Genomic DNA, 12,781 nt, shown 5'->3' with positions numbered 1-12,781 from the left:
TCGGCCAAGCGGCGTGCATCCGTGCCCGCCCCGGGCGTCAGGGCTCGCGCCATCCCTTCAGCACCGTCTCGAACTGCTCGCCGGTCGTGGCCCAGTCCTCGGCCGGCCCGGACATGTAGATCGCGTACTCGACCCCGTCCCGCGAGAAGTACATCTGGTCGACCGCCCGGCGCGGCCCCGGGAAGTCGGTGTCCTTGGCCAGCGCGGTCCAGCCGTACTCCAGCCGGGCGCTCTCGCGGTCCCGGTAGACGCGGCGGTCCAGGACGATCCGCCGGTAGTCGACCAGGCGCCCCCCTATCTGCTGGTCCAGGTCGCTCAGGTGCTCGTACGGGTCGTCGAAGTCGGGCGAGTCGTCGATGGCGATGCGGATGAAGTGGTCGCCGCCGTCGGGCGTGTAGTCGACCTGCCGGGTCCCCTCGTCGAAGACCTCGCGCTTCCAGTGGTCGCCGGGCAGGACGATGCTGAAGCCGTAGGGATCGCTGCGGCGGACCCACCCCTCCGGGAGGCCGTCCCGCGACCCGGTCCGCTCCGTCCCGGCGGGGCCGGGCGTGGAGGCGGCGGTGGCCGTCGAGGACGGGACGGCCGCGGCGCCGTCCCGGTCCCCCTGCCGGAGCATCACCGCGGTCCCCCCGCCGACGACCGCCGCCAGGACGACGACCAGGGCGACCAGCCGCCCGCGCACCCGCCGACGGGGCGCGGCGGCAGGGGGCGCGTACATCTGCTGAACGGCCGTGGGGCCGCCGCGCGGGTGCTGCAGGACCGGCGGGTGCTGCGAGGCCGTCTCCGGCCGGATCTCGTACGGCAGCGGCACGTGGGCGTCGTCGGCCCGGGTCGGCACGTACTCCTGCGCGGCGGGCGGCCGGCGTCCCTCGGCGGCCTCGGCGAGCATCTGCTCGGCCCGGTCCACATCGGGGCGGCCGGCCGGATCCTTGTGCAGGAGTGCGCTGATGACGGGCGCGAGCGGGCCGGCGTGCCGCGGCTCCTCGGCTTCCTCCTCGACGACCGCCTGCATGGTGGTCAGCGGTGAGGTGCGGCGGAACGGCGACCTGCCCTCCACCGCCGTGTACAGCGTCGCGCCGAGCGCCCACAGGTCGGAGGAGGGGCCGGGGTCGTGGCCGCGGATCCGCTCGGGCGCGAGGTAGTCGACCGAGCCGACGACCTCACCGGTGCGGGTGATGGCCGTGTCGCCGTCGATCTGCGCGATGCCGAAGTCGGTGAGCAGCACCCGGCCGTCCCGGCCGAGGAGGACGTTGCCGGGCTTGACGTCGCGGTGCAGCACGCCGGCGGTGTGCGCGGCGCGCAGCGCGCGCAGCACCCACAGGCCGATGCGCGCGGCCTCGCGGGGCTCGACGCGTTCCCGTTCCTTCACCGCGTCGGCCAGCGAATGCCCCTCGACCAGCTCCATCACGATCCACGGCCGGCTGTCGTGCTCCAGCACGTCGTGCACCGTGACGACGGCGGAGTGGTTGATCCGCGCGGCCGCCCGCGCCTCCGCGCGGGTACGGGCCAGCAGCATGGCCTGTTCGCTGTCGGAGACGTAGAGCGCCGCGGTCAGTTCCTTGATGGCGACGGCCCGGTGCAGCACCTCGTCATGGGCGCGCCATACCCGGCCCATGCCACCGCTCCCGATCGACTCACCGAGCCGGTAGCGGCCCGCGACGAGCGAGCCCTGCATCTGATTCACGTTGCCCCGCAATAATATTGACAGGACCAGCGTAAGTATCCCGGCGCGTCCTGGGAACCGAGGGGGTGGCTTGGAGACCGCACTGTGACAGTTGTCGCTGTACGGGGCGTCAGGCAACCAGAACGTCCGCGACGGCGTGGAGTTCGTGGTTCAGCCGGTGAACCGGTAGGTCGCCGCGGCCTGTTCGTAGAGCCGTGTCACCTCGTCCCGTTCGGCCTCCGGACCGCGCACCTGCACCACGTGGTAACGGCCGTCGATCAGCGCCGCGAGGTTGCGGACGTACAGCTCGCCGCCGTCGCCGGTCCAGGTGAACTGGCCCTCGGCCATGGTCCGTCCGCCCACCTCGATGGTCTTCAGACCGGTGGAGGTGGCCCAGCTGGAGTCGCGGTAGGGCTGGAGCTCGCGCTCGTCGTCCCGCTGGTAGGCCATGGGATCGCTGCCGTACGTCCGCGCGCTGTCCCGGCCCGGTACGACGATGAGCTCGAAGTCACCGCTCGCGTAGACGACCTGGCCGCTGCCGTTCTTCGCGGTGCGCTGCCAGCCCTCGGCGACGGCGATCCGGAAACCCTCCGGGTCCTTGGCCAGGGTGAAGCCGTCGGCGACCGCGGGGCCGGTGGTCTGCGTCTCGGCGGAGGCGGACGACTCCTCGGGGCCGTCCTGGGAACCGCCCTCCGGCTCGGCCGAGTTCTTCCCGTCCGTCGGTTCCCCGCCGGCGTCCGACGGGCCCGGCGCGGGGCTCACCCCACCGGTGGCTCCGGTGCGGTCGGCCGAACCCGAGTTGTCCTCACCGGACTTCGGCATGAACAGCATGGCGTACGCGATCACCGCCGCCATGGCGAGCAGCACCAGCAGGAGCAGGGTACGACCGAGCCGACGCGGTGAACCGGTGTCCTGCCTGGCCCGCTTGTGCCGTCCGTGGTGCGCGGGGAGCCCGGCCCGGCGCCTGCGCACCAGCTCGCCCCGGCGCCGTATGACGGGCAGCCGGCCGGCGTCCACGGGCGGCGCCGCTATGACGTGCACACCCGCCTCGGGCTCGGGCGCCGACCGCACCAGCGAACGCAGCCAGCCGCTCAGCTCCTCGAAGTCGAGCCGCTCGGTGGGATCCTGACGCAGCAGCGACTCCACGACCGGACGCAGCGGCCCGCACTCCTCGGCGAACGCGGGCGGCTCGGCGCACACCATCTGCACCAGCTCGGCCGTCGACTCCTCCGGGTAGGGCGCGTGTCCCTGCACGGCCCGGAACAGCAGGGAGCCCAGCGCCCAGAGGTCGGTGGCGGGGCCGATCGGGGCGGCCAGCTGCCAGTTCTCGTGCACGGGGCCGGCCTGCTCCGGCGCCCACCGCTCGGTCACGGGTCCGACGACGGCCATACGCGTCTGCCGCGCCCGCTCGGCGGCCAGCGCGGTGGTCGGGCCGCGGCGGGCGGGGGCGTGCGCCGCCGGGTCGTCCCAGCGTGCGGACGGGGCGGCGGCCGCCGGTTCGAGGGCGGGGACTTCGGGCGCTCCGGGGGCGGTGCGTCCGGTGCCGCCGCCCGTACGGGGTGCGGCCCCGTGCCGGCCGGCGGCTCCCACACCGTAGGGGTCGGCTATCTGTCCCGGCGGGATCGCGGCGGCTGCCGTGTCCGCGCCCTCGCCCCCCGGCCGGGAGACGTACGGCGACCGTGCGGAGCCGTCACCGTGCTGCGGGGCGGCGGACGGACCGCCGTCCTCGGGGGCGGCGGACGAGGGCGCGGGCAGGGTGGCACGGCCGTTCTGCTGGGCCTCCTGCACCCGGGCGGCGGCGCGGGTGCCCGCCCGGTACGCGGCGATCGCCCCCGCACGGGCCGCCCTCACGTCTCCCGCGCTGTCGAGGGCCTTGGGCGCCACCACGGGTGAGGGGCCGCCCGCCGTGTCCGCCCCGTCGGACATCCGGCCGGCCCGCGCCTCGATGGCGGCCCGGCGCGTGGCGTCGGGGCCGGGGCCGGCGGTGAACCCGGGCGGCCAGGACGGACCGCGCCCGGCATCCGGCGCTCCCACGGGCGTCCCCGGCTCCGGGGCCTCGAGCGCTCCCGCCGTCCGCACCGGCTCCTCGTCCGAAGGGGGCACCGGGTCGTACCCGCACAGTGCCTCCTCGGCCGCGCCGACCGCGAGACCGGTGAGCATCACCCGGCCGTCGTCGCAGACGAGCACCGTGCGCGCGGTGATGTTGCGGTGCACCCAGCCGTGGGCGTGCAGTACCCGCAGCGCGGTCAGGACGTCGGAGGCGACCTCGGCCGCCCGGTACGGGGACAGCGGCTTCTCGGCGAGCAGGGCGGCAAGCGGACGCGCGGGCACGAGTTCGCTGACTATCCACAGTGAACCGCCCTCCGCGAACACGTCGAAGACCTGGTCCAGGCGCGGGTGGTCGGGGATGGCGGCCGCCGCCTGCGCGGCCTCGATCGCGCGCCGCACGACCGGGTCGGCGGGCCGCCGCGGGCCCCCGCGCGCGGGTCCGGGACCGCCCCGCCGCGCGCCCCCGTCACGGGCGGTGAAACCGTCGGGCAGCCCCTCCGCGTCCAGCACCTCGGCCTCGACGACCTCCGGCAACGGGACCTGCCTGACCAGGACTTCCTGCCCGCTGTAGGTGTCGAAGGCGCGGGTCTCGGTCAATTCGTACTCGTCGGAGGGCGGCAGCGGCAGGCGGTAACGGTCGGCGAGCACCCGTCCCGCGTAGTCGTCCACGTTGCCTCCCCCGGCACTACGGTCGGCCGGTTCCGTTCGCCCGGCGGGCCGCCCCGGCTTCGTACGGTCCGCAGGCACTCACGATACGTGCCGGAGGCAACCCGCAGAGAGGGGATGCCACATCTGACTCCCCATTTCGCGGACCGGTCATGCTCAGGACTTCGGCCGGAACGTCTTCGTCAGCGTCCGCCAGGTGTCCTTGCGCCGGTCGCTGTCCCAGTCGGCGGCCCTGGCCGTGTACATCAGCCCGTACCCGAGCCGGTCGCCCACGACGGTCCCCCGGTCGATGGACCGGTACTTGGTCCCGCTCTCCACATAGGTGAACTCCCAGTCGGCCGTGTCCCAGCCGCGGTACTCCACCGCCTCGATACGGATGCGCTGGTACTGGGCGCGCACCATGGCGCGTTCCTGGTTCTTCCAGTCCGCGACCGGGTCGTCCTTCGGCGTGGTCGTCCAGCCGATGAGCAGCTTCTGCCCGTCGGGGCCGGTGAACCGGTCCCCGGCGGCCCCCGTCGACCGGAACTTCCATCCCTCGGGCAGCCCGATCGAGTACCCCTGGCTGCCGTTGTACGTCTTCGCCGCCGACGTACCGCCGTCCTCCTCCTCATCGGCCTCGTCCCCGGCCGGGCCGCCGGTGCCCGCGGTGGCGGTCGCCGCGCCCGCTCCCGGCTCGGTGCCCGTCGACTCGGTCGCCGTGCCGTCGGTCCGGGTGCCGTCGCCTTCGTCGCCCCCGGTGTCGGCGCTCGGGGTCCCGCCGGCGACGGTCGCGCCGCCGCTGCCGTCGGCTCCCTTGCCGCTCTCGTCGTTGCCGAGCGTGAGGGCCAGCACGGTGCCGAGCACGGCGAGCACCACGACCACCGCGATGACGAGCAGCGTCCGCCGCGGCACCACATCGGTGAGCGGCGCCCGCGGCACGGGCCTGGCCGGCAGGTCCGGCGGTGTCATCACCGGCCAGCCCGAACTGCGTCCGCCGGCCGGCAGCTTCTGCCGCGCGGCCCCCCGCGCACCCGGCCCGGAGGCCTGGACCGGCTGCACGGCCGGGGCGGAGGGCGACGTGGCGCCGGGCCGTGTCCCGGAGGCGCCCGTCGGCGTGCCCCTGGTACCCGCGGCCGAAGCGGCGCTGCCGCTGCCGGACCTGGCACGGGTCGCCGCGGCGGCCCCGGCCGGACCGGCCGCCGCCTTCCGCACGGAACGCAACGCGCCCCGCAGCTTCTCCCCGGCCTCCTCGCCGCGCCTGCCCCCGGCGCCCGCGCGCTCGTCCGGCTGCTCGGGCAGCGGCACGACCTTCGTCGCGTCCGCCGGCTCCCCGGCCTCCTTGGGCGCGGGCGCGTTGAGGACCGCGTTCAGCATGGCCCGGGCGCCGCTGTCGTCGAGCCGCTGGGCGGGGTCCTTGGTGAGCAGCCCGTAGATGACGTCCCTGAGCGGTCCCGCGTTCTTCGGCTCCTCGAGCGGCTCGGTCATCACCGCCGTGAGCGTCGCGATCGCGGACCCCTTGTCGTACGGCGGTGTGCCCTCCACCGCCGCGTACAGCAGTCCGCCGAGCGACCACAGGTCGGCCGCCGGCCCCGGCTTGTGCCCGCGGGCCCGCTCCGGGGAGATGTAGGAGGGCGCACCGACCAGCATGCCGGTCGAGGTGATGGACGGATCGCCCTCGACCTGGGCGATGCCGAAGTCCGTGAGCACGACCCGGCCGTCCTCGGCGATCAGCACGTTGGACGGCTTCACGTCGCGGTGCAGGATGCCCTCGCGGTGCGCGGAGCGCAGGACGTCCAGGATGGCGAGGCCGACCTCCGCCGCGCGCTTCGGCTCCAGCAGGCCGTCCTCCCGGATGGCCTCGGCGAGCGACTTGCCCTCGACGAGTTCCATCACGATCCAGGGCCGGTCGTCCTCCTCGACCACGTCGAAGACGGTCACGGCGCTGTTGTTGCGGATCCGCGCGATCGCCTTGGCCTCACGCAGCGTCCGCGTGATCAGCCGCCGCTTCTCCTCCTCGTCGATGTTCGACGGGAAGCGGAGTTCCTTGACGGCGACGGTCCGCCCCAGGGTCTCGTCCTGGGCCCGCCACACCGTGCCCATGCCGCCGCGGCCGAGCACATCTCCCAGCCGGTACCGCCCGGCGAGGAGACGTGCGCTCTTGTCCTGACGGGATGTCCCCGCCCGCTCCGCCTCCGACATGCGTCCCCTCATGCAACCCGCCCTGACAGAGCCTTCATTGTCCCTCACTCGACAAGTGCCCGACGCCCAGGGTGCCTCTGGCCGCGCATCGGTACCGGATCGCGCGGCACCCGGGTGACGGACGCGCTCTCCCGGCCTGCGTGACGGGCCTCCGACCTGGGAGGAGCCGGGATGCCGCCGCTTCGGGCACTCCTGGCCGTTCCCGTGTCCCCGGCCCTGCTCGCCCCGACCGCCTCCTCGGCCCCGGCCGTCCCGCCTGCGGACGCACTCCTGGCCGTTTCCCTGCTCGAACACCGACCGCGTCCCGCTCGGCCCGGTCGTCGAACAGGTCACCGGCCGTGCGGACCCCGCCGAGGCCGAACACCGCGTCATCGCCCCGCTGCGCCGGACGGGCACCGCCTTCCCGGCTTCCCGGGCCTCTCCGCCCTCGCCGCACGGCCGCTCCCACGCGGCCGACGGCACCGACGTCGCCCGGCTCGGCCCGCGGGCGGCCGGCGGACGCGAGCGATCCGGCGCGCTGCGCCGGCCCCGGTGTCGCTGTCCTCACCGCCGCCTCCCGCTCATCGGTCGCATCGGCCGCACCGTCGGGCGGAGTCCGGCCCCCCGCCCCCATGCCCAAATCCCGACCGGCTCGCCCTACTTCAGCCACCACGGACCCCAGCCCGTGGGCAGCCCCGCAGGACGACTCACCGAAACTTGGCCGATCAATCCCACATATCGGTCATATTTACTCCTAGTCTGACATTGCGCTCGCCTGCCCGGTCCACCGGGCTTGCGCACCTGTCGCACTCCGGTTACTGGGAAGGACGGCCCACGCCATGCCCGCAGATCTCGCCGTCGTCGGACTCGGCCCGTACGGCCTGCCCCTGGCCCAGGCCGCCGTCGCCGCCGGCATCCCCACCATCGGTTACCGGACCGGCCCCGAGACGGGCTCCCTCAGCGCCGCCGAACAGCGCCGCATGCTCGCACGGGGTTTCCGGACGACCGCCAACGCCGCCGAGCTCGGCCGGGTGCGCACCGCGGTCATCTGCGCCCCGACGCCGCGCGGTGCGAACGGCGGACTGGACCTGGGCCAGGTGGAGACGGCCGCCCGCACCCTCGCCGCGCGGCTGCGCCCGCACACCACGGTGATCCTCGAGTCCCCCGTGCCCCCGGGGACGACCGAGGGGCCCCTGCTGCGCCTGCTCGAGTCGGTGTCGGGCCTGCGCGCGGGGCACGACTTCCACCTCGCCTACTCCCCCAGCCGGGTCGACCCGGGCAACCGCGACCACACCCCCGCCAACACCCCCAAGGTCATCGGCGGTCTCACCCCCGTCTGCACCGAGTCGGCAGCCGCCTTCTACGGACGCATCACCGACAAGGTCGTACGCGCACGCGGTCTGCGCGAGGCGGAGACCGTGCAGCTCCTGGAGACCAACTTCCGGCACGTCAACATCGCCCTCGTCAACGAGATGGCCGCCCTCTGCCACGACCTGGGCATCGATCTGTGGGACGTCCTGCGCTGCGCGGAGACCAAACCCTTCGGCTTCCAGGCGTTCCGCCCCGGCCCCGGCGTCGGCGGCCACGCCGTGCCGCAGGACCTGACCGCCCACGCGGGCCGCACCCTGCGCATGACGGAACTCGCCCGGGAGGTCAACGGCCGCATGCCGCGCTACGTCGTGCAACGCGCCGCCGCGCTCCTCAACGAGCACGGCAAGTCCGCGCGCGGCGCGCACGTGCTCCTCCTCGGCGTCACCTACAAGCCCGACCTCGCCGATCTGCAGGGCTCCCCGGCCGAGGAGATCGCGGTCCGGCTGATGGAGCTGGGCGCCTCCATCAGCTACCACGACCCGTACGTGCCGTCCTGGAGCGTCCTCGACCGCCCCGTCCCCCGCGCGGACTCCCTCTACGAGGCCGCCGCCGACGCCGACCTGACGATCCTGCTCCAGCAGCACCGCACGTACGACCTCCAGGGCCTGTCCGTGAAGGCCCAGCTGATGCTGGACACGCGGGGGGCCACTCCCACGGGGGCGGCGCACCGGTTGTGAGGGGGCGCGCGAACGCCGTCCGCGCCACAGGGTCCGGTGGCGGGCGAGGCGCCGCGCGGGTGCGGTGGCAAACAGGTGGTGCCCGCCGCGGCGGGCGCTGCGGCAGGCTCCTGAGAAGTGAACGGAGTGTCCGCCCCGGCTCACGCAGGGGTGGCTGCTCACTTCCCGTGGATCCACAGGATGCGCCTCCTCCGGAACGTCACCGTCCGCAGACGGACACGGCCCCGGGCGGTGGACTCGCGGTGACACCCCGCGGCGCGCTCCCCTTCCACGATGCCGCCGTCAGCCCGGTGGGCGGTCCGTCCGGAATGCGGGCCGGGCCCCGAGGGCCGGAGTCCGGGACGGTCTCCCTGGAAGGGGGCGCCCCGGAGAGCCGGGGCGCCGGACGCGGCCATTGCCGACTCGGCGCTGCCCCTCCCCACGGATCCGCCCCGAAGGCAACCGCGCGCCCCCTGAGCGCCACGCGCCCCGCCCGACACGCAGAAGGGCCGGTCACCCCGTGATCAGGTGGCCGGCCCTCCGTGCCGTGTCGAAGCCCGCGCAGGCCCTACCGCCGGTGCTGCGAGTCCGCCACCGTCACCTCGACGCGCTGGAACTCCTTCAGCTCGCTGTAGCCGGTCGTGGCCATCGCGCGGCGCAGGGCGCCGAAGAGGTTCATCGAGCCGTCGGGGGTGCGGGACGGGCCGGTGAGGATCTCCTCCATGGTGCCGACCGTGCCGAGGTCGACCTTCTGACCGCGTGGCAGCTCCTGGTTGACGGCCTCCATGCCCCAGTGGTTGCCCCGGCCCGGACCGTCCGTCGCGCGGGCCAGCGGGGAGCCCATCATCACGGAGTCCGCGCCGCAGGCGATCGCCTTGGCCAGGTCGCCGGACCAGCCGACGCCGCCGTCCGCGATGACGTGCACGTACCGGCCGCCGGACTCGTCCATGTAGTCGCGGCGGGCGGCGGCCACGTCGGCGACCGCGGTGGCCATCGGGACCTGGATGCCCAGCACGTTGCGCGTGGTGTGCGCGGCGCCGCCGCCGAAGCCGACCAGGACGCCCGCGGCACCGGTGCGCATGAGGTGCAGGGCGGCCGTGTAGGTGGCGCAGCCGCCGACGATCACCGGGACGTCGAGCTCGTAGATGAACTGCTTCAGGTTCAGCGGCTCGTGCGCGCCGGAGACGTGCTCCGCCGAGACCGTCGTACCGCGGATGACGAAGATGTCCACGCCCGCGTCGACGACGGCCTTGGAGAACTCGGCGGTGCGCTGCGGGGAGAGAGCGGCGGCGGTGACCACGCCCGAGTCGCGCACCTCCTTGATGCGCTGCCCGATCAGCTCCTCCCTGACGGGAGCGGCGTAGATCTCCTGCAGGCGGCGGGTGGCCGACTCGACGGGCAGGCCGACGATCTCGTCCAGCAGCGGCTGCGGGTCCTCGTAACGCGTCCACAGGCCCTCGAGGTTCAGCACGCCGAGGCCGCCGAGCTCACCGATGCGGATCGCGGTGGCCGGGGAGACGACCGAGTCCATGGGAGCGGCCAGGAACGGCAGCTCGAAGCGGTAGGCGTCGATCTGCCAGGCGATCGAGACCTCCTTCGGGTCCCGCGTACGGCGGCTGGGGACGACGGCGATGTCGTCGAAGGCGTACGCCCGGCGGCCGCGCTTGCCGCGCCCGATCTCGATCTCAGTCACGTCTGTGGCCTTTCCCTGATGCGTTGCAGCGCCTTCCAGTATCCCCGACGGCCGCGGCGCCCACCGCCCGGACATACGGCGAGGGCGGCCCGGACGCCCCGGAGCCGCCCCCGCCGAGGTCCGCCGTCTACTTGCGGCTGTAGTTCGGCGCCTCGACCGTCATCTGGATGTCGTGCGGGTGGCTCTCCTTGAGGCCCGCGGAGGTGATCCGCACGAACCGCCCGTTGTCCTGGAGCTCGGGCACGGTGCGTCCGCCGACGTAGAACATCGACTGGCGCAGGCCGCCGACCAGCTGGTGGACGACCGAGGAGAGCGGGCCGCGGTAGGGCACCTGGCCCTCGATGCCCTCGGGCACCAGCTGCTCGTCGGAGGCGACACCCTCCTGGAAGTAGCGGTCCTTGGAGAACGACTTGCGGTCGCCGCGGGTCTGCATGGCGCCGAGCGAGCCCATGCCGCGGTACGACTTGAACTGCTTGCCGTTGATGAACATCAGCTCGCCCGGGGACTCCTCGCAGCCCGCGAGCAACGAGCCCAGCATCACCGTGTCGGCACCGGCGACCAGCGCCTTGGCGATGTCGCCGGAGTACTGCAGACCGCCGTCGCCGATGACCGGGACACCGGCCTCCTTGGCGGCGAGGGCGGCCTCGTAGATCGCGGTGACCTGCGGGACGCCGACGCCGGCGACGACACGCGTGGTGCAGATGGAGCCGGGGCCGACACCGACCTTGATGCCGTCGCAGCCCGCGTCGACGAGGGCCTTGGCGCCGTCGCGCGTGGCGACGTTGCCGCCGATGACGTCGACGCCGGAGGAGTTCGACTTGATCTTGGCGACCATGTCGCCGACCAGGCGGGAGTGGCCGTGCGCGGTGTCGACGACGATGAAGTCGGCACCCGCCTCGACCAGCGCCTGGGCGCGCTCGAACGCGTCGCCGGCGACACCGACCGCGGCGCCGACCAGCAGGCGCCCCTCGGCGTCCTTGGCGGCGTTGGGGTACTTCTCGGCCTTCACGAAGTCCTTGACCGTGATGAGGCCCTTGAGGACGCCGTGGTCGTCGACCAGCGGAAGCTTCTCGATCTTGTGGCGGCGCAGCAGCTGCACGGCGTCCGGGCCGGAGATGCCGACCTTGCCGGTGACCAGCGGCATCGGCGTCATGACCTCGCGCACCCGACGGGAGCGGTCGGTCTCGAAGGCCATGTCGCGGTTGGTGACGATGCCGAGCAGCTTCTTGTTGCCGTCGGTGACCGGGACGCCGCTGATGCGGAACTTCGCGCACAGGGCGTCGGCCTCGGCGAGCGTGGCGTCCGGGTGGATGGTGATCGGGTCGGTGACCATGCCGGACTCGGAGCGCTTCACCAGGTCGACCTGGTTGGCCTGGTCCTCGATGGACAGGTTGCGGTGCAGGACACCGACGCCGCCCTGGCGGGCCATCGCGATCGCCATGCGCGCCTCGGTGACCTTGTCCATGGCGGCGGACAGCAGCGGGATGTTGACCCGCACGTTCTTGGAGACGTACGAGGCGGTGTCGATCTGGTCGGGCGCCATGTCCGACGCGCCCGGCAGCAGCAGCACGTCGTCGTAGGTCAGCCCGAGTGTCGCGAATTTACCGGGCACTCCGTCGACGTTGGCAGTCATGACACCTTCCTCAAATGGCCTTGATCGGTGCGGATGTCCATGCTAACGGGAAGCGTGGGCGTCTCATTCCACGATCTCGTACGGCTCCGGGCTTCGTATGTTCGTACGGGAACGGCCGACCGTCCGTTCATGTGCCGAAGGGGCACGCGACGGCGGCCGTTACTGCTCCGCCAGGGCGCGCAGCCGGCTCAGCGCGCGGTGCTGGGCCACCCGGACGGCGCCGGGTGACATTCCCAACATCTGTCCGGTCTCCTCCGCCGTGAGGCCCACGGCGATCCGCAGCAGGAGCAGCTCGCGCTGGTTCTCGGGCAGGTTGGCCAGCAGTTTCTTGGCCCACTCGGCGTCGCTGCTGAGCAGGGCACGCTCCTCCGGGCCGAGGGAGTCGTCGGGGCGTTCGGGCATCTCGTCGGAGGGCACGGCCGTCGAGCCGGGGTGGCGCATCGCCGCGCGCTGCAGGTCGGCGACCTTGTGGGAGGCGATGGCGAAGATGAACGCCTCGAAGGGCCGGCCGGTGTCCTTGTAGCGGGGCAGCGCGAGGAGCACCGCGACGCAGACTTCCTGGGCGAGGTCCTCGACGAAGTGCCGGGCGTCGCCGGGCAGCCGCGACAGGCGGGTGCGGCAGTAGCGCAGTGCCAGGGGGTGGACGTGGGCGAGCAGATCGTGCGTGGCCTGCTCGTCCCCGTCGACCGCGCGGTGGACGAGCGCACCGATCGCCCCTCGGGCAGCGCCCGCCTCGTCGTCGCGCATCGGTCCATGGTGCCCTGCGGACGCCTGGTCCGCGGCACCGTGTCCCTGGTTGTGCACCGAAGCGTTATGAGCAGGTGCGCCGGAACTCATCCCCTGCGCCCTCCTCTTCCGCTCGACCGACTCGTCCCCGAGGAACTCCACACCTC

At 73.6% G+C, this 12,781-nt stretch carries 7 protein-coding genes; 1 reads left to right on the top strand and 6 read right to left on the bottom strand.

Annotation, left to right across the window (positions count from 1 at the left end; translation table 11 throughout):
* Positions 1-37 precede the first annotated feature (37 nt).
* The 3 genes from KYY02_RS01770 to KYY02_RS01760 all read right to left on the bottom strand — a co-directional run bounded on the left by KYY02_RS01770 (position 38) and on the right by KYY02_RS01760 (position 6,556).
* Positions 38-1,675, bottom strand: a complete 1,638-nt coding sequence (locus tag KYY02_RS01770) for a serine/threonine-protein kinase (RefSeq protein ID WP_371235712.1) — start codon at positions 1,673-1,675, stop codon at positions 38-40.
* A gap of 159 nt (positions 1,676-1,834) precedes the next feature.
* Positions 1,835-4,381 carry a serine/threonine kinase C-terminal domain-containing protein gene (locus KYY02_RS01765; protein ID WP_371235560.1) on the bottom strand — a complete coding sequence of 849 codons (2,547 nt, stop codon included), beginning with the start codon at positions 4,379-4,381 and terminating at the stop codon, positions 1,835-1,837.
* Positions 4,382-4,534: 153 nt separating this feature from the next.
* The gene (locus KYY02_RS01760; protein ID WP_371235559.1) at positions 4,535-6,556 is read right to left on the bottom strand and encodes a serine/threonine-protein kinase; all 2,022 of its coding nucleotides are present in this window, start codon (positions 6,554-6,556) and stop codon (positions 4,535-4,537) included.
* Between the two features lie 818 nt (positions 6,557-7,374).
* Here KYY02_RS01760 and KYY02_RS01755 point away from each other — a divergent pair.
* The gene (locus tag KYY02_RS01755) at positions 7,375-8,583 is read left to right on the top strand and encodes a nucleotide sugar dehydrogenase (RefSeq protein ID WP_371235558.1); all 1,209 of its coding nucleotides are present in this window, start codon (positions 7,375-7,377) and stop codon (positions 8,581-8,583) included.
* Between the two features lie 547 nt (positions 8,584-9,130).
* Here KYY02_RS01755 and KYY02_RS01750 read toward each other — a convergent pair.
* The 3 genes from KYY02_RS01750 to KYY02_RS01740 all read right to left on the bottom strand — a co-directional run bounded on the left by KYY02_RS01750 (position 9,131) and on the right by KYY02_RS01740 (position 12,635).
* Complete coding sequence (locus tag KYY02_RS01750) at positions 9,131-10,255, bottom strand: GuaB3 family IMP dehydrogenase-related protein (RefSeq protein WP_371235557.1); 1,125 nt, start codon at positions 10,253-10,255, stop codon at positions 9,131-9,133.
* Between the two features lie 127 nt (positions 10,256-10,382).
* Complete coding sequence (guaB, locus tag KYY02_RS01745; protein ID WP_371235556.1) at positions 10,383-11,888, bottom strand: IMP dehydrogenase; 1,506 nt, start codon at positions 11,886-11,888, stop codon at positions 10,383-10,385.
* Between the two features lie 159 nt (positions 11,889-12,047).
* Entirely contained in the window at positions 12,048-12,635 is a 588-nt protein-coding gene (locus KYY02_RS01740) for a sigma-70 family RNA polymerase sigma factor (protein ID WP_371235555.1), read from the bottom strand.
* Positions 12,636-12,781 lie beyond the last annotated feature (146 nt).

Source organism: Streptomyces pimonensis (genome assembly GCF_041380215.1).
Taxonomy (GTDB): domain Bacteria; phylum Actinomycetota; class Actinomycetes; order Streptomycetales; family Streptomycetaceae; genus Streptomyces; species Streptomyces pimonensis.
Note: the sequence above shows the minus strand (reverse complement) of the source record. Positions and strands in the feature narration are given on the sequence as shown.

Excerpts from the sequence above, each read along its gene's own strand:
- KYY02_RS01760 (WP_371235559.1), bottom strand. The coding sequence starts at position 6,556 with ATGTCGGAGGCGGAGCGGGCGGGGACATCCCGTCAGGACAAGAGCGCA.
- KYY02_RS01770 (WP_371235712.1), bottom strand. The coding sequence starts at position 1,675 with ATGCAGGGCTCGCTCGTCGCGGGCCGCTACCGGCTCGGTGAGTCGATC.
- KYY02_RS01740 (WP_371235555.1), bottom strand. The coding sequence starts at position 12,635 with ATGCGCGACGACGAGGCGGGCGCTGCCCGAGGGGCGATCGGTGCGCTC.
- guaB (WP_371235556.1), bottom strand. The coding sequence starts at position 11,888 with ATGACTGCCAACGTCGACGGAGTGCCCGGTAAATTCGCGACACTCGGG.
- KYY02_RS01755 (WP_371235558.1), top strand. The coding sequence starts at position 7,375 with ATGCCCGCAGATCTCGCCGTCGTCGGACTCGGCCCGTACGGCCTGCCC.